This is a genomic window from Pararoseomonas baculiformis (assembly GCF_017813395.1).
In the GTDB taxonomy this organism is placed as follows: Bacteria; Pseudomonadota; Alphaproteobacteria; order Acetobacterales; family Acetobacteraceae; genus Roseomonas; species Roseomonas baculiformis.
Window position 1 is genome coordinate 15,739 of record NZ_JAGIZB010000032.1, and the last position, 17,004, is coordinate 32,742.

At 67.0% G+C, this 17,004-nt stretch carries 12 protein-coding genes and 3 pseudogenes; 10 read left to right on the forward strand and 5 right to left on the reverse strand.

The window, feature by feature from the left end:
• Positions 1 to 29: 29 nt before the first annotated feature.
• Both J8J14_RS21550 and J8J14_RS21555 read right to left on the reverse strand, forming a co-directional pair.
• Positions 30 to 1,172 carry a hypothetical protein gene (locus J8J14_RS21550; protein WP_209381617.1) on the reverse strand — a complete coding sequence of 381 codons (1,143 nt, stop codon included), beginning with the start codon at positions 1,170 to 1,172 and terminating at the stop codon, positions 30 to 32.
• 188 nt (positions 1,173 to 1,360) lie between these two features.
• Positions 1,361 to 2,215 (reverse strand): hypothetical protein, encoded by an 855-nt coding sequence (locus tag J8J14_RS21555; RefSeq protein WP_209381618.1) that lies wholly within the window; start codon positions 2,213 to 2,215, stop codon positions 1,361 to 1,363.
• Between the two features lie 407 nt (positions 2,216 to 2,622).
• On the opposite strand from J8J14_RS21555, the gene J8J14_RS21560 reads away from it, so the two are divergent.
• Positions 2,623 to 3,300: a hypothetical protein gene (locus tag J8J14_RS21560; RefSeq protein ID WP_209381619.1), complete on the forward strand. Its 678-nt coding sequence runs from the start codon at positions 2,623 to 2,625 to the stop codon at positions 3,298 to 3,300.
• Positions 3,301 to 3,598: 298 nt separating this feature from the next.
• On the opposite strand, the gene J8J14_RS21565 is transcribed toward J8J14_RS21560, so the two are convergent.
• Complete coding sequence (locus J8J14_RS21565) at positions 3,599 to 4,057, reverse strand: DDE-type integrase/transposase/recombinase (protein WP_209381620.1); 459 nt, start codon at positions 4,055 to 4,057, stop codon at positions 3,599 to 3,601.
• A 61-nt stretch (positions 4,058 to 4,118) separates the two neighbouring features.
• Here J8J14_RS21565 and J8J14_RS21570 point away from each other — a divergent pair.
• A pseudogene (locus tag J8J14_RS21570) lies at positions 4,119 to 4,235 on the forward strand (IS110 family transposase); the annotation flags it as partial.
• Positions 4,236 to 4,991: 756 nt separating this feature from the next.
• On the opposite strand, the pseudogene J8J14_RS21575 reads toward J8J14_RS21570, so the two are convergent.
• Positions 4,992 to 6,160 (reverse strand): annotated as a pseudogene (locus tag J8J14_RS21575) (IS3 family transposase).
• Between the two features lie 205 nt (positions 6,161 to 6,365).
• On the opposite strand from J8J14_RS21575, the gene purB reads away from it, so the two are divergent.
• The 7 genes and pseudogenes from purB to J8J14_RS21605 all read left to right on the forward strand — a co-directional run bounded on the left by purB (position 6,366) and on the right by J8J14_RS21605 (position 13,474).
• On the forward strand, positions 6,366 to 7,727 hold the full coding sequence (purB, locus tag J8J14_RS21580; RefSeq protein WP_209381622.1) for an adenylosuccinate lyase: 1,362 nt from the start codon (positions 6,366 to 6,368) through the stop codon (positions 7,725 to 7,727).
• Between the two features lie 5 nt (positions 7,728 to 7,732).
• Positions 7,733 to 8,593 (forward strand): sulfurtransferase, encoded by an 861-nt coding sequence (locus J8J14_RS21585; protein ID WP_209381623.1) that lies wholly within the window; start codon positions 7,733 to 7,735, stop codon positions 8,591 to 8,593.
• Between the two features lie 101 nt (positions 8,594 to 8,694).
• Complete coding sequence (locus J8J14_RS21590) at positions 8,695 to 9,696, forward strand: Bug family tripartite tricarboxylate transporter substrate binding protein (RefSeq protein WP_209381624.1); 1,002 nt, start codon at positions 8,695 to 8,697, stop codon at positions 9,694 to 9,696.
• A 9-nt stretch (positions 9,697 to 9,705) separates the two neighbouring features.
• The gene (locus J8J14_RS21595) at positions 9,706 to 10,605 is read left to right on the forward strand and encodes an MBL fold metallo-hydrolase (RefSeq protein ID WP_209381625.1); all 900 of its coding nucleotides are present in this window, start codon (positions 9,706 to 9,708) and stop codon (positions 10,603 to 10,605) included.
• Positions 10,602 to 11,273: pseudogene (locus tag J8J14_RS25790) on the forward strand (MmgE/PrpD family protein); the annotation flags it as partial. The gene J8J14_RS21595 and the pseudogene J8J14_RS25790, both read left to right, overlap by 4 nt.
• Positions 11,274 to 11,378: 105 nt before the next feature.
• The gene (locus J8J14_RS25795; RefSeq protein WP_408896485.1) at positions 11,379 to 12,005 is read left to right on the forward strand and encodes a hypothetical protein; all 627 of its coding nucleotides are present in this window, start codon (positions 11,379 to 11,381) and stop codon (positions 12,003 to 12,005) included.
• The gene (locus J8J14_RS21605; RefSeq protein ID WP_209381627.1) at positions 12,002 to 13,474 is read left to right on the forward strand and encodes an FAD-binding oxidoreductase; all 1,473 of its coding nucleotides are present in this window, start codon (positions 12,002 to 12,004) and stop codon (positions 13,472 to 13,474) included. The genes J8J14_RS25795 and J8J14_RS21605 overlap by 4 nt, the downstream gene beginning before the upstream one ends.
• 17 nt (positions 13,475 to 13,491) lie before the next feature.
• Here the strand turns inward: J8J14_RS21605 and J8J14_RS21610 are convergent, their stop codons facing one another.
• Positions 13,492 to 14,241: an IclR family transcriptional regulator gene (locus J8J14_RS21610; protein WP_209381628.1), complete on the reverse strand. Its 750-nt coding sequence runs from the start codon at positions 14,239 to 14,241 to the stop codon at positions 13,492 to 13,494.
• Between the two features lie 99 nt (positions 14,242 to 14,340).
• Here J8J14_RS21610 and J8J14_RS21615 point away from each other — a divergent pair, with 99 nt between their 5' ends.
• Positions 14,341 to 16,659: a molybdopterin guanine dinucleotide-containing S/N-oxide reductase gene (locus tag J8J14_RS21615; RefSeq protein ID WP_209381629.1), complete on the forward strand. Its 2,319-nt coding sequence runs from the start codon at positions 14,341 to 14,343 to the stop codon at positions 16,657 to 16,659.
• Positions 16,660 to 17,004 lie beyond the last annotated feature (345 nt).

Sequence of the window (17,004 nt, forward strand, 5' to 3'; positions counted from 1 at the left end):
GCAAAGGTGTCGCTGTTAGGGGAGGGGGCTCATCGCGGAACTGCTCCCCTCCGGAGCGACGCTAACCGGGCCAGATACGCACGGGTTCGGCACGCAGCGGCGAGGCGCCGGGGGAGGGGTAACTGCCCTCGCTTTCCAGCAATGGCGTGCGAAACGGCGCCCTGCGTCACTTGGAGGCGACGGCCGATCTCGGCGAGGGTGAGGAGCGAGCCCGGGCGCGAGTAGGCCGTCAGCAGCCACCGAAGCAGGCGCCGGTTGACGCGGCGGGAGCGGCGCCCGAGAGCACGCCCTCGAAGCCTGGCGTCCTCGGCCATGCGCTCTTGGACGGCACGGGCGAGATCGTCAGGAATGCCGTGCTCGCGGCGGCGGACCATCTCCACCAAGCGCCGTCCCTTCATGCCGTGTGCTCGCGCGGCCTCGGCGAGCGATGAGCCGGGGCGGGATCCGAGGTAGGCCCGAAGAATCTGCGCGAGCCTAGCAGCCGTGGCCGCACCCACCTCTGTCCGGAGCGCGATGCGACGAGCCTGGGCCGCGCGGGCAGCCATGAGGAGCTCCGGGTCGACTACGAGGCTGTTGTGGGCACCAGCCAGGAGGCCGAGGAGGTGCGTCTCCTCGGTACTGTGCCGGCGGCAGACCTCGCGCATCGGCACCGCCGGGTTGACGGCGGCGAAGTCGGCCAGGAGGGCGTGCAGCAACGCCGGGTCATGGCGCCGGCGGGAGCAGGCGAGGGACATGTTGCGGCGGTAGCCCTCGTCCCGCTGCCGCGCGCGGCGGGCAAGGCGGGCGCGATCGCGTTCCTCTACCGGCACGAGACGGCCGGCGGGAGCGGTCTCGCCCCCCGGCCCGAGGTTGAGGAGGCTGTTGCCGAGAGTGGCACGCAGCGCGGCGATGCGCGCCCGCTCAGCCACGATCAGTTCCGGCCCGCAGGCATGCTCAGAGACCACGCGCATGGTGAGGACGCCGCCGCGCTCGGCGAGGCCACGGATCCGCGCTTCAAGGCGCGGGTTCTTGCCGCGGCGGTGACGGGCGAAGGAGACGTGCTGTGCCAGACGATCACTCAGGTGCCGGCTCGTCACGCCGACGTAGAACGGCGGGCCGTCCCCGGCCTCATAAAGTTCGTACAGGAACCCCTGTCCGACTGGGGGGGTTTTCGTCGCCCCGGGCGGGAGCATGTAGTGCCTCCGGAGCGGCGGCATCGCCGGGTAGGCGCGTAGCTTTCGGACCCGTGGCTCACGGATGCGCCGGCGCGTGTGGCGTCGGCGTGCCGGCGGAAGTTTCTGACTCATCTGATGTCCTGGAGAGTGGCGGGAAGGTGAGGGACGGGGGAGCGGGCCCGGGGATGCCCCCGGGCCCAGCCCGTTCAGCTGCCCACAGTGGGGGGCGCCGAGGCGAAGGCAGCCCTGGCCGTGGCGAGGCGCGCTAGGGTCCGGGCCGCCTCGCGGAAGAGCGCCCGCACAGGCTCCTCGTCCGGCAGCGTCTCACGTTCATCAGCGCTGAGCCGTGGCGACGCTTCCGCTACGTCCGTTTCAGCGCCGAACCCGGCCAGCCGCCCGTAGATCACGAGCTCCTCGGGTGAGCACGGGACGGGAAGGTCGGAATCGGCGTTGAGGGCGAGTATCCATGCCGCGAGGCGCGCGACGCGGGCCGGCGCGTCGCAATGCACCCCCGCCGCATGCAGGGCCGCGAGGAGCAGGCGGACGCGCGCCACGGGCTCCGCTGGCCAGGCTTCCTCGGAGGCGAGGCCGAGGGCGACCGTGAGCCGTGCCACGGCTGCGGCACTCCCGCCGTCGTCCTGCACCGCGCTGGAGGTCTCTGCCACCCCGAGGAGGGCTCCGACGGCCTCGCCATCACCGCTCATGCCGACAAGGCGGGTGGTCGAGAGTGCCACGGCCCGGAGATCGGGATGGGCAAGGCGGACCACCCGGTCCGGGCTGAGACCGCGTTCCCGGCGCAGGCGCGCGACGTAGCTGCGCCCGGCCTGCGCGTCGTACTGGGCCGGCGGGGTCTCGCCTTCGTGCCCGCCGCCCTTGGGTCGCGGTGTAAAGGCATGCAGCCATCCCGCTCCGACGACGAGGAGGGAATCGCGCCAGCGCTCCCCCGCACGCGTTGCGGGTGGCGTTGCGTTTACGGACTCGTCGCTGGCCACGCCCGGCTTGGCACCGCTCGGCTTGCTGTTACCCTCGCCGCAACCTGCGGCGTTCGTGTTGTGTGTCATGCGGATCCTCCGCTGAGCACCGCCGGGTCAACCCAGCTTCCACGAGGGGGAGCGTGAGAGGGGCGGCACGTGTGCCCGCCCTCGAACGCTCCACTCGTGGAGCCTGGGTTACTTCTTCTCGTCCACTCCGAGACTAGGCGCTCCGGATCTGTCCAATGGCCGCCGTCGCACGCACCATTCGAAGCAGTCCATCGCAACGCGGAGGCCGGCGGCGTTGACGCTCGCTTCTGAGGGGCACGTTGCGGCTCTGCTATCCCGCGCGATGGTACACCTGCGCTCCGATGGAGCTGACTCGGCAGTGTCCTCGGGCACGGCCTTCGTTTGGGCAGGGCGCAGGCGCACCCTGGTCCGGGAGACGGTCAGTGATGTCTTCTGGCGGACCCCTACTTCCCTGTTATGATCCCGTCATGACGGACGAGAGCCCTCCTTCTGCCGAGGCCCCTGCGCCGCGCCGCCTTCCGTGGGAGTTGCATCCCTCGCTCACGGAGGAGCGGCTTACCGCCGCGGCCCGCCTCCTGGCACGCGGCCGGGCGGACGCGATCGCCTCGGCCGACTACTGGGCCGGGGACGATGCCTGGTCGATCGGCTGTCGAGCCTACGCATTCTCCAAGCACCAACTGGCGCGCGCCGCCGAGAGCGGCCGCTACGCCTGGCTCGGTGTGCTCGACGAGACCCACCACTTTGTCTTCCTGGTCGAGGGCGTGCCGGTGCGCTTCTACCGGGGTGACGCCGAGGAGCCCTCCAGACGAACCCTACGCCAGCAGGAGAGCGAGGCCGAGCAGCTCGCCCTGGCTCTCGGGAGTGATGGGGCGGAGGGGCTGATGTTCCGCTTCGCGGTGGAGACAGCGCCGGACGGAGCCGTCAAGCGCATTGTCTTCCTGGCGCTGCGCGGTGAGGCCGGGCGGGTGGAGTGCTTTTGGCCCGTGCTGCTGGAGAACGGCCTTGATGTCTCTCAGAACAGCGGTGGCTTCCTGCAGCTGCCGCTCAGCGCCAGCGGGAAGGCAGCTACACCTTCTCCCAAACCACGTAAGCGGGCCGGCGTGAAGGTGCCGTGCCAAGAACAGAGTTCGATGAGCGCCATGTAGACGCAGCGAGTAATCCTGCCGATACTAATTGGCAGATCTTTCAGGGTTCGCGCTAGAGATCCGTCGGCTCTTGCGCCAGAGGTACCCGGATTGGTAGGGCGGGGCATGCGTGAACAGGCTCCTGAGTGTTAGGGGCTGGCTGGGATCCTGAGATAAAGTGCGTGGGCTGCGGCTCGGCCGAGGGGACCGAGCTGCGGGACCGCACAGCCCAGGGGTATCGGCGCTTTCGCTGCCGTGCCTGCGGCGGTTCTGTTGCAAAGATCTCGTGTGGTTGTGGATGGCGCTTGAGGGCTATGGATTAGGCCGCAGCGTGGAAGAGCTCCGCGAGGCAGGCGGACTGCCCCCGCATGTCGCGTCCGCCGACTTTTCGAAGCTGCCCCTTTCTGATCACCGCCATCGCCTCGTAGCCTGCCAACGTTCGTCGCGCTGTCCGGAAACTGCCAAAGCCCATCCCGGGCCGAACCAGCTGCGTCACGCATCGGTTGTCCTGCCCGATAATGTTGTTCAGGTATTTGCGTTGCCGGAGCCGTGAGGAGCGGCAGAGCTCGCCGGCATCCTTCATCTCCGTCACTGCGCGTGGATAGGCAGGGTTCGTGTCTACGGTGAGCGTGTTCGGGTTGGCCGTATGTGGCTGGCGCAGCCCCTTTCGGAAGAACCGCTTCGCGGCGGATGCGTCCCGCCGGGCAAAGAGCAGAAAGGCGATCGTCTGACCCCGGCTGTCGACCGAGCGGTACAGATAGGTCCAGCACCCTTTCACACGAATGTAGGTCTAGTTGACCCGCCACGAGCCACTGCTCGGGCGCAGGTGTGGCCGGATCCGCTCCTCCATGCGCCGCGCCAAGGTGGCGGTTGCCCGCAAGCTCGCCGTCGTGCTGCTTGGCATGTGGCGCGACGGCACCGAGTTCCGCTGGGGGAAGGAGACGGCCGTGGCGTAGCCGCCCGCCGTTTCCTACCCGAGCGTCCGACGTCCTGTCGCGGCGACGCGGCAGGGTGAGACCGCAACAACGCCGGTGCCGGTATCCGCCGAGCCCACTTGCTAGATTGGTCCGCCCCGCTTGCCTGGCCGTAGCCTGTGGCGACTCCACGACGACCACGAACAGAAGCGAGGAACCCGCGACGTGACCACCATGCCGGTTATGGACTGACCCGATTACAGAGACCGCTTTTGATCAACGAAGCCCCTGGCAGACAAAAACAACCGCCAGCATTTTTCGCAAAGGCCCTCGCCGCTACTAAGCGGACCTATACCGAAGGCTCCTAGAAATGCCAAGCCTTTCATGGGTTTAGTGCTGAATGAACGCTCCTCTGCCACGCCCCGATCGGCCATACCGGCGAAACCGGACGCAACGCAATCCCGCGTGGGTGCCGGATCTGGGCCTTGGCCGAAAGACGAAATGATCATGCCAAATACACCGCCGCCTCCTCGTGTGATTGGGTCGGTTGATCTGACCCGCACCGCTAACGGCGAGAATCTCCTTTTGAAGTTTTCCCGCGATGAAGGATTGGAACGGAAGCTCAAGCACGCAGTGAATGCCACTTGGATACGGGATGCCCGCGCTTGGAGTGTGCGCAGCGAGCGGCAGGAGGAGGTTGTCTCCCTCCTCCGCACCCATTTCGAGCACCTTTCGCTAGGCCGGCGATTCATGGACCTATGGAATGACCAGCCCCCACGGAGGGATCCAGGCAGATTTTTAGTTGAGCATGGCTGCGGCCGGTCCTGAGCTGCTGGGTGAACGGCTTGCGGGAGGCTGCAGAGTTGCGAGCAGGAGCACCTCTGGCGCGGGCGGTCGGTAGCGCAGTGATCAGTGCGGGCGGACGGTGTTGTAGTGCCGTCGCCATTGCTCAATGAGGACCTTGGCTTCGACAAGTGTGTTGAACGCCTCGGCGTTGAGCAGCTCATCGCGGAGCTTGCCGTTGAAGCTCTCCACGTAGCCGTTCTCCCAAGGGCTGCCGGGCTCGATGAACGCTGTCTTAGCACCCACGCCGGTGATCCAGCCTTTCACGGCCGTGGAGGCGAACTCGGGCCCGTTGTCCGAACGAACATGGCCCGGCACGCCGCGCCGGATGAACAGGTCGGACAGCACGTCGATGACGTCGGCGGCCCTGAGTTGGCGACCCACTCGGATGGCCAGGCACTCGCGGGTGAACTCGTCCACGACATTCAGCATGCGGAACTTGCGCCCGTCCCGGGTGCGGTCCTCCACGAAGTCATAGGCCCAGACCTGGTTCGGCCGCTCCGGCTGCAGCCGCACGCAGGAGCTGTCAGCCAGCCAAAGCCGCCCGCGTTTGGGCTGCCGGGCGGGCACTTTCAGCCCCTCGCGACGCCAGATGCGCTCCACCCGCTTGTGGTTGCACCGCCAGCCCTCGGCCCTGAGCAGCGCGGTGATCCGGCGGTAGCCGTACCGGCCATACTGCCGGGCCAGGCCGATGATGCTCTCGGTGAGCGCCGCCTCATCGTCCGCCTGCCTCGGCGCCTTCCGCTGAACGGAGCGGTGCTGACCCAACACCTTGCAGGCAAACCGCTCCGAGACGTCCAGCCTGCCCGTGACGTGCTCGACGCAGGCGCGACGACGGGCGGCGCTCACCAGTTTCCCGATGCAGCTTCCTTGAGCACCAGCTTCTCGAGCGTCAGATCCGCCACGGCCTTGCGGAGCCTGCCGTTCTCCTGCTCCAACTGCTTCAGCCGCTTCACCTGGTCCAACTTCAGGCCACCGTACTCGCTCCGCCAGCGGTAGTAGGTCTGCTCGGTCACCCCGATCGTGCGTGCCGCCTCAGCGGCGGTCTTGCCCTGCGCCAGCAGCACCTCGACCTGCCGCAGCTTGGCGATGATCTCTTCCGGCTTGTGGTGCTTTCTTGCCATCCCAACACCCTCCACGGTTCCGCCAGCCTCACTTTACCGGCGGATCGCTTCTAGGGGGTCAGGTCACTCTTTCGACGCCGCGACAACACCCAAAGCAGATTGACAGGCGGAAGAGGCACCCCGTAAGTTTGTTTTAGTCTATAAAATCCACTTCATTGAATGAAACATCACTTCTGGTCTGAGGCTGGGATCGTAGGAGAGACGAATGGGTATCTCGGTCTTCGACATGCAGGCGCTCCAGCACAATTGGAGCACCGAGGAGACGAGGGCGATTTTCGACGAGACGATGCGCGTCCAGAAATGGATGGAGGTCGAGGCTGCCTTGGCCAAGGCACAGGCAGAACTCGGGATTATCCCGCAGGCCGCAGCGGACGACATCGTAGCCCATGCCCGCGTCGAGACGATCGACATTCCCAAGATGGCGGCGGAGATCCGGCGGGTGAAGCACGCCCTCGTCCCGGCACTGAAGCAGCTGCAGGCGGCCTGCTCGGAGGAGAACGGGCAATGGGTGCATTACGGTGCGACCACCCAGGACATTATCGACACCGGCATGGTGCTGCAGATCCGCGACGCCCATGCCCTCTTCCTGCGTGACCTGAAGGCAACGGGCCGCGAACTGGCACGGCTCGCGCGGGCAAACCGCGACACGATCATGGCCGGGCGCACCCACGGCGTGCTCGCCCTACCGATCACCTTCGGCCACAAATGCGCCATCTGGCTCGATGAGCTCTCCCGCCACCATACCCGGCTAAGGGAGTGCGAGCCGCGTCTCTTCGTCGGTGAACTGGTCGGCGCGGTTGGAACCCAGGCGTCGCTCGGCTCCCAGGCCCGTAGGGTGGAGGAGCTGACGATGGAAAACCTCGGCCTCAGCGTGCCTGACATCTCCTGGGCCCCCGCGCGCGACCGCTTCGCCGAGTATGCGGGCATTCTGAACCTCATCGGCGCCACGATCGGCAAGATCGGCAACGAGCTGTTCAACATGCAGCGCAACGAGTTCGCCGAAGTGGAGGAGGGCTTTACCGAGGGCAAGCTCGGTTCCTCCACCATGCCGCATAAGCGCAACCCGGTTTTCGCCGAGAACCTGCCTTGTATTGCCCGCGGCCTCCGCGCCTCCGCCAACATGATGGTTGAGGCCATGGTCGCGGAGCATGAGCGCGATGGCATTGGTTGGAAGACCGAGTGGAAGGCCATGCCGGAATGCTGTCTGATTGCTGGCGCGCTGCTCTTTCAATGTGCGTCCCTGCTGAAGGGCCTGCGTGTGGACGCCGAGGCGATGATGGCCAACCTGGACCGGATGCGCGGCTATCTCCTCTCCGAACGCGTGATGCTCGAACTCGGCGAGAAGGTCGGCAAGCAGAACGCCCATCATTGGATCTACGAGGCCTCGATGAACGGCATCGAAAATCGGCTCGACTTCGCCGATGCCATGCGTCGCCATCCTGAGATCTCAAAGGTTTCGAACGACGAGGACATCACCCGCATGACCGATCCTCGCGGCTATCTCGGCGAGGCCGGAGCGAGCGTGGACCGCGTCCTCGCTCGCTCCGCCTCCTGGCTGGAGGGGTGACGGCCATGGCCTTCACCACTCTGATCCAGGCGGAGGAACTGGCCGCCCTGCTGGCAAAAGAGCCCGGCCGTGTCCTTGTCTGCGACTGCAGCGCGGACCTGACCGATTCAGCGGCGGGCGCGCGAGTGCATGCGGCTGGCCATGTCCCGGGCGCCATCCATATCGACCTTGAGCGTGACCTGAGTTCCGCCAAGAACGGTCGCAATGGCCGCCACCCGCTTCCGACGCGTGAGGCTTACGCCGCACGCATGGCCGCGCTTGGGCTTTCGGGCGACATGCAGGTTGTCGCTTATGACAATGCCGGCGGCATGTATGCCGCCCGGCTTTGGTGGATGTTGCGCTGGATCGGGCACGAGGCAGCTGCCGTTCTCGATGGCGGCCTGCCTGCTTGGCAGAAGGCGGGCGGCAGGTTGGAAACCGGCGCTTCCGCGCCGCGCCGGGCCGGCGATCTCCCCCTGCGCGCTTCACTGGTCCAGACCGTGGACTATGCTGCCGTGCTTGCGGATCTCGGTCCGCAAAGAAAGCAGGTGATCGATGCCCGCGCAGCGGATCGCTTCCGGGGTGAGAATGAAACGCTAGACCCAATCGGCGGTCACATTCCCGGCGCCCGCAACCGGTTTTTTCGCGACAACCTGGGAGCCGATGGTCGCTTCAAGGCACCAGAAGCCCTGCGTCGCGAGTTCGACGCTGTCAGCGGAGGCCGTTCGGGGCCTGAGCTGGTCGCGCAATGCGGATCCGGCGTGACGGCCTGCCACAATCTTCTGGCCATGGAAGTGGCAGGGCTGCACGGCGCCTCCCTCTACCCAGGATCTTGGAGCGAGTGGTCTGCCCAGCCGGGCGCACCGACAGCCCAGGGGGCTGTCTGAGGAAAACCGCATTCGAGATCAAGAAATACAGCAATCGACGCCGCGAACTGGACATAAGCCGTGGCAAGCGGCGGGGAGTGGCGCATTTGGAGGATCCAGGCATGCGTGACGCTACAATCTCGCCCTACCCGGCCCTGGGCCGCCGCAAGCTGCTGGCGGGCTTGGCCGGCGGGGTTACTATGCTGGGCGCATGCCCGGTCTCGTCCCAGTCACTGGGCAGCCGCCCCGTGGTGGTCGTGGTGCCTTTCGCGCCTGGTGGCGCGGTAGATATCGTCGCCCGCGCCTTGGCCGAGCCCTTCTCCGCGGCGCTTGGCCGCACGGTGGTGATTGAGAACCGTCCGGGAGCCTCGGGCGCTATCGCCGCCGCCTCGGTCAGCCGGGCGGAGCCGGACGGGCATACGCTATTCATCGCGACCCCCGGCACTTCCATTACCGCCGCTTTCCAGCCGCAGCTGCTGCCGGGCGATCCCCGCCAGATCCTGGCGCCCGTCGGGCGGCTGGCGACCCAGACTTATGTGCTGACCGTCTCCAAGTCTCATTCCGTCAAGAACTTCGCCGAGTTCGTGGCCTGGACGAAGGCGCATCCTGGTGAGTTCATGCTGGCCAATACCGGGCAGCTGACGGCCACCCGCCTGGCCGGTGAATTGCTAGGGCTGCGCCTGGGCACGGAGATCACGCCCGTGCCCTATCGTGGCAGCGGCCCGGCCGCGACCGACATCGCCTCGGGCCGGGTGCACGGCATCTTTGCGCAGCTCTCCGACGCGCTGGCCATGCAGCGCCAGGGCGCGAAGCTGGTCGCCGTCAGCGCGAAGGATCGCTCGCGGCTCCTGCCGGATGTACCCGCCATAGCCGAGACGCTGCCTGGCTTCGACGTGTTCAGCTGGAACGGCATCTTCGCGCCCGCCGCGACGCCGGTGCCTATTCTGAACGAGGTGAATGCCGCGCTGAACAAGGCCATTTCCGAGGAGACATTTCGTGCGCGCTTCCGCGCAGACGGCGTAGAGTTCGTGCCCGGCCCGCGCCAAGCCCTGGCGGATATTCTGGATCGCGAAATTAAGGGCTGGACCGATCTGAGCACTAAGGTCCGCATCGACCCGCAATAGGAGGATGAGATGACCGCAGCCGCGCTTCAGGCCTTCTTTGACGAGGCGACGAACACCGTTAGCTATCTCGTCTGGGATGAAGCGACCCGCGCGGCCGCGATCATTGATCCCGTGCTCGATTGGGACAACCGCTCGGGCGAGGCCGATACGCGCTCCGCCGAGGCGATACTGCGCGCGGCCGAGGAGAAGAGGCTGCGGCTGGAATGGGTGCTGGAGACCCATGCCCATGCCGACCATCTGACCGCCGCGCCCTATATCAAGCAGAGTACCGGTGCGCCGATCGGCATCGGCGCCCGCATCACCGAGGTGCAGACCATCTTCCGCCCCGTTTTCGATGCGCGCGACCTGCGCCCGGGCGGTGCGGATTTTGACCGCCTTTTCGCCGACGGGGAGCGCTTCGCCCTCGGCGGGCTGGAGGTGGAAGTACTGCATGTGCCCGGCCACACGCCCGCCGATGTCGCCTACAAAATCGGCGATGCGGTCTTCGTCGGTGACACGTTGTTCATGCCGGATTCCGGCACGGCGCGTGCCGATTTCCCTGGTGGCGACGCCCATGCCCTGTACCGCTCGATCCAGCGCCTCCTCGCCCTGCCACCGGAAACGCGGATTTTCATCTGCCATGACTATAAGGCACCGGGCCGCGAGCACTACGCCTGGGAAACCACGGTGGCCGAACAGCGCGAGCGCAACATCCATGTCGGCAGTGGCCGCTCGGAGGAAGAGTTCGTCGCGCTTCGTACCAAACGGGACGCGACGCTCTCTACGCCGACGCTGCTGCTGCCCTCTATTCAGGTGAATATCCGCGCCGGGCGCTTCCCGGGCGGCGAGACCGGCCCGACCTTCCTGCGTATCCCTGTGATCGGAAAGGGCATTATCCCTCAGGGGGATGAGGAGACGAAACAAACATGAGCACCCCCGCCCTGCGCCCCCTGGCCGAGTGGATCGCCCGGATCGAGCCAGGCGCCTGGCCAGCTGCGGTGGACCAAGCCTTGGCCTCCAGTGCGCTGGATTGGGCAGGGGCGCTGCTGGCTGGCACCGTTCATTCGCTGCACGACGCCTATCTCATGGCCTTGGCCGCGGGTGGCGCGCCTGGTGCGGGACGTTGCGCCGTGGCGGGGGATGCCAGGGGATGGGGCCCGGTGGACGCGGCCTCGGCTAATGCCGCGATCAGTCATTTCTGGGAATTCGACGACAGCCATCGCGCCGCGATGATGCATCCTGGCATCACCGTGCTGCCCGCCGTAATCGCCCTGGCCCAGGCGCGCCAGGGCACCAGCATCGGCGATATGCGCGCCGCCGTCGTGGCGGGCTACGAGGCAGGACTGCGCATGGGCGCGTATCTGGGCAAGGCGCACTCGGCCACTAACCACACCACGGCCACGGCCGGTAGCTTCGGCGCCGCCGCTGCCGCTGCGCGCCTGCTGCGGCTGGACGCGGAGCGCACCCTTTCAGCCCTCGGCCATGCGGGCACCCAGGCTGCCGGCCTTTGGCAATTCCTGGATGATGGCGCGACGGACGCAAAAGCCTTCCACCCCGCTATGGCCGTGCGCAATGGCGTGATGGCGGCGCTGCTGGCCGAAGCTGGCATTCCCGGTGCGCGCCATGTGCTGGAAGGACGGCGCGGGATGCTCGCCGCCTGGAAGATCGCGCCTGAGGCTTCGGCGACACTGGTGCCGGGCGGCATGCCGCAGATCCTTACCACCACCATCAAGGGCTGGCCGGTCTGCGGGCAGATGCACTCTCTGCTGGACGCGACGCAGGATCTCGTCCGCGCCGCGCAGCTGCGGGTAGAAGAAATTGGATCCGTGCGCGTGGAGGCGCCGCAGGCCCTGCTGGATATCGCCGGCATCCTGCACCCTGCCAATGCCACGGAGGCGAAGTTCTCCACTGCCTTCTGCGTGGCGCTGCTGCTCTCGGGCGGCGACCTCTCCTTCACCGGCTTCGATGGACAAGCGGTGAATGACGCGGCCGTGCAGGCACTGGCGGGGCGGATTGAGCTGCTCGCTCCCCCCGAATTCTCAGCACGCTATCCGAAGGAGCGCCCGGCCCGGATCACCCTTTGCACGCGGGACGGCCGCGTGCTGGTGGAGGAGCGCAGCTTCCGCCGTGGCGACCCGGAGGCGCCGTGGGAGTGGGAGCCGCTGGTGGAGCGCTTCCATGGCATCGCGGGCATGGCCCAGCCGGATGCGCGGGCGAGGGAAGCCATCATCGCCTGGTGCCGTGGCTTCGGCACTGGGGAGGCGGGGCTGGATAGTCGCATGGAGCCCGTCTTTCAGCCGCTTCCTGCCGCGTTGGAGAGGGCGGCATGAGCGGCGCGCCTTTTCCGCTTGCCCTTGACCCCGCCGCGCGTCCCCCGCGCAGCCTGCCCGCCGACCTCGCGGCCCGGCTGCGTGCGGCCCTGCCGGAAGGCACGGTGCTGACCGAGGAGACGGACCGCACGGCCTATCTGATCGAGGAGCGCAGCCTGTATCGCGGGCAGGCGCCCATTGTGCTGCGCCCGCGTAGCACGGCGGAGGTGGCCACCGCGCTGCGCATCTGTGCCGAGGCCGGCGTGCCCGTGGTGCCGCAGGGTGGGAATACGGGGCTGGTCGGCGGCACGGTTTCCGCCGCGCATGAAGTGCTGCTCTCGCTCGGCCGGATGAACCGGATCGAGGAGGTGGACCCGCTGAACTTCACCATGACGGTGCAGGCGGGCTGCGTGCTTGCTGACATCCAGGCGGCGGCGGAAGCGCATGGGCGCCTCTTTCCCCTCAGCCTCGGAGCGCAGGGCAGCTGCCAGATCGGCGGCAACCTGGCCAGCAATGCCGGCGGAATCAGCGTGCTGCGCTACGGCAATGCGCGGGAGCTGACGCTTGGGCTGGAAGTGGTGCTGGCCGATGGCCGCGTGTGGAACGGGCTGCGCGCCCTGCACAAGGACAACACGGGCTACGCGCTGAAGCACCTATTCATTGGCAGCGAGGGCACGCTAGGCATCATCACCCGCGCCGTGCTGAAGCTGTTCCCGCGGCTAACGGACCGGCAGGTGGCGCTTTGCGCGCTGCGCGAACCCGCGGATGCGCTCAACCTTCTCTCCATGGCGCGCGACCGCGCCGGGGAGGCGGTGACGGCTTTCGAGCTGGTCTCCTCCTTCGCCATGGAGATCGTGGAGCGGCACACCGGCGGGCAGAGTCCCTTTTCCGAATCTCACCCCATCTACGCGCTGATCGAGCTGGCCGGATCGGGCGAGGACGGAACGCTCCGCCCGGTGCTGGAGGACGTGCTGGAAGCGGGCTTCGAGGGCGGTTTGATGGCGGACGCGGTGATCGCGGAAAGCCTGGAGCGGGCCAACGCCCTCTGGCGGCTGCGAGAGGGTATTCCGGAGGCTCAGAAGAAGGCGGGCGGCAGCATCAAGCACGACATCTCCGTCCCGGTCTCGCGCGTGCCCTCCTTCTTGGAGCGAGCTGGGAAGGCCGTGGAAACCGCCATGCCCGGTGCCCGGATCTGCGCCTTCGGCCATCTCGGCGACGGCAACATCCACTACAATCTCACCCAGCCCGACAGGATGGAGAAGGCGGCCTTCCTGGCGCGCTGGGAGGAGATGAACGGGATCGTGCACGACATCGTCGTCGATCTCGGCGGCTCCATCTCGGCCGAGCACGGCATCGGGCTGCTGAAAGCAGGCGAGCTGCGGCGCTACAAGGACCCGGTGGAGATGGAGCTGATGCACCGGCTGCGCGACGCGCTGGACCCGGCGCGTATCCTCAACCCCGGTAAGATGACGGGGGAAACCGGCCCCTGACGTCCGCCGGCCTTTTCCTACCGGCACGGCCGCACGGAAAAGCCCTGATCGGCCAGCAGCTCCGCAGCGAGAATGCGTGCATGCTCAAACCCTACCGCCGTCTGGCGGCTGATCGGGCCGCTGACCACAAGGGCGCCGATAAAGCGCCCGTCACCCTCGAAGACAGGCAGGGCCACCGAAGCCAGGCCCGGGTCGCGTTGGCCCGCCGTACTGATGAAGCCCTTTGCTAAAATTTCGGCGGCGTTCGGCGTCTCACCGCCCGTATGCGCCAGCAGCACGTGGGCGGCCCCGCCGCCGGCGGAAAGTGGTAGGCGCTCGCCCATTTCCACCTCATGCCGCAGCGGCTGCTTGGCATTCACGCGGCAGACGCAGACCCTCTCGTCGCCATCGCGCTCGTAGAACGCAGCGCTCTCCCCAGTTTGGCCCGAGACATTCTTCAGGACCTGCATCATGCGGCCCGAAAAATCGATGGTCGCGCTGTACAGGGCTGCGAGACGCAGCGTGGCAGGGCCCGGAGCGTAACGGCCGTCCTCGCCGCGGCGGACATAGCCATGCGCCGCGAAGGTGCCGAGCATCCGGAGCAAGGTCGCCTTGTCTAACCCGCTGAGCGCGGCCAGTTCCCGCAGATGTAGGCGCGGACTGACGTCTGTGAAGCAGGAGAGAATAAGAAGCCCCCGCTCGAGCACGCCGCTGGGCGGCGCCTTCTTTTCGGAAGGCGAGCCTGATTCCATGGTGTCACCTGTCGGATACCAGCGCGCTTGACGCATAAGGCGCCGGTTTCTAGTCTCTGATTTTAGTATGTAAAACCGATTTCATTGAATGAAGCAAGCGGGCCTGAAATCCGGCCCGCCCGTGAGGCCGCAAACATGAGCGATATCCCGGACCAGAGCCGTCCGCGCAGCCACAGCTCCCATTGGGGTGTGTTCCGCGCGCATTGGCAGGATGACCGGCTGGTCGTCGCGCCGCACCCGGCGGACCCGGACCCTTCGCCCCTGCTGCAGAACTTCCCGGATGCCTTGCGCCATCGGGCCCGCATCGCGCGCCCCATGGTGCGCCGGGGCTGGCTGGAGAACGGTCCTGGCCCCGACCGCCGCCGTGGACGCGACGAATTCGTGGAGATGGGCTGGGACGAGGTGCTTGACCTGCTGGCGAAGGAGCTGGCGCGGGTGCGGGACGCCCACGGGCCGGAAGGCGTGTTCGGTGGCTCCTATGGCTGGTCCTCGGCCGGACGTTTCCACCATGCGCAGAGCCAGGTGCACCGCTTCCTGAATATGGCGCTGGGTGGCTATGTGCGATCCGTGAATTCCTACAGCGCCGGCGCCTCAGCGGTGATCCTGCCGCATATCCTCGGGCCGTTTGACGCGGTGTGCCGGCGCAACGTGACCTGGACGCAGATCCTGGAGCACACGGACACCATTCTCGCCTTCGGCGGCATGCCGCTTAAGAACACTGCGGTCGCGAGCGGCGGAATCAGCCGGCACATCGAGCGTGAATCCATGGCGAAGGCCCACGCGCGGGGCACGCGCTTCATCCTCGTCTCCCCGCTGAGGACGGATCTGCCGGAAGAGGCCGGGTCCGAGTGGCTGGCGCCGCTGCCCGGCACGGATGTGGCGTTGATGCTCGGCCTTGCCCATACTCTGGCCGTCGAGGGGCTGCACGACACCGGCTTCCTGGACCGCTTCTGCGTGGGCTACCCGGCCTTCGAACGCTATCTTCTGGGCAAGGAGGATAGCCAGCCGAAGAATGCGGCCTGGGCCGCGGCGATCTGCGGCATCCCGGCCGAGCGGATCACCAGCCTGGCCCGTCAGGCCGCGCAGGGCCGCACTCTCATCACCGTCGCGCAATCGCTGCAGCGCGCTGAGCATGGCGAGCAGCCCGTTTGGATGGCGGCCGTGCTGGCCGCCATGCTCGGCCAAATCGGCCTGCCCGGCGGCGGCTACAACTACGCGCTTGGCTCGCTCGCGCATTACGGCAAGCAGCAGAACGCAGTGCCGATCCCAACCCTGTCGCAGGGCACGAACGGGGTGAAGAACTTCATCCCAGTCGCCCGCATCGCGGACATGCTGCTCAATCCCGGCGCGCCCTTCGACTACAATGGTCGCCGGATGACCTATGCGGACATCAAGCTCGTCTACTGGGCCGGCGGAAATCCCTTTCATCACCACCAGGACCTGAACCGGCTGCGCGAGGCCTTCGCGCGGGTGGACACGCTGGTGGTGCATGAGCTTGCCTGGACTGCGACGGCGCGCCACGCCGACATCGTCCTTCCCTGCACCATGACGCTGGAACGCGACGATATCGGCGCCGCCGCCACCGATCCGCTGATGGTAGCCATGCACAAGCTGGCCGAGCCCTTCGGTGAGGCGCGGGACGACTACGCGATCTTCGCCGAGCTCTCCCATCGCCTCGGCACCGGGCAGGCCTTCACCGAAGGGCGCACGGCACAGGAATGGCTGCGCCACCTCTATGCGCGCACGCAGGAGGCACTGGCGGAGAGCGGCCTGTCCGCGCCTTCCTTCGAGCAGTTCTGGGAGATGGGCGAGATCAAGCTGCCCTCCGCCCCGGATGATGGCGGAATCCTGCGCGCCTTCCGGGAGGATCCGGAGCGGCATCCGTTGCCCACGCCGAGCGGCAAGGTGGAAATCTTCTCCGAGGTGGTGGCGGGCTTCGGCTATGAGGACTGCCCTGGCCATCCGGCATGGCTGGCCAAGGCGGAGATGCCGGACGGCCGCCACCCGCTGCAGCTCGTAGCGAACCAGCCCTATACCAAGCTGCACAGCCAGTTCGATTTCGGCGGTTATAGCGCCAGCCAGAAGCGGCGCGGCCGCGAGGTGGCGCGTCTGAACCCCGTTGATGCCGCTGCGCGTGGCATCGCCGAGGGCGATATCGTGCGCCTGTTCAACGAGCGCGGCGCCTGTCTCGCCTCGGCCTCGATCACGGAGGATGTACGGCTTGGCGTGGTGCAGCTTCCCACAGGCGCCTGGTATGACCCGGCGGACCCGATGGAGGACAAGCCGCTCTGCGTGCACGGCAATCCAAATGTGCTGACGCGTGATGTCGGCACCTCGCAGCTGGCGCAGGGCTGCACAGGCCAGCTGACGGTGGTTGAAGTGGAGCGCTTTGCGGGGAACCTGCCGCCGATCCGGGCATTCGAGCCGCCAGCAGGCGTCGCTCGGCCAGCCTAGCAGACTGTCGGTTAGAGTCTCTCTGCCTGGGGGGCAAGTTGTTGATCAGGCGGCAAGCTGAATGCGGTGATCGGCACCGTCAAGTTGGCGCCCTATCCAGCTTGCCCATGCGGTCCACCTCTGCATAGTCCGGCGGTATGACCGCGCCCGCCTGCTCCAGCTTCGCCGGTTTTCGCTTTCCGGCCGAGATCACCAGCCAAGCAGTGTAGCTTTACTTCCGCTTCTGTCTGCCGTCAGGTCTCCTGAGACAGGCGGGGTTGGTTGAGGAGTGGAGGATTTCCGGTTCATCGTGACCCCAAGGAGTGGGACATGAGCCAGAAGTCAGCTGCCCCGAGCCCGAAGCCG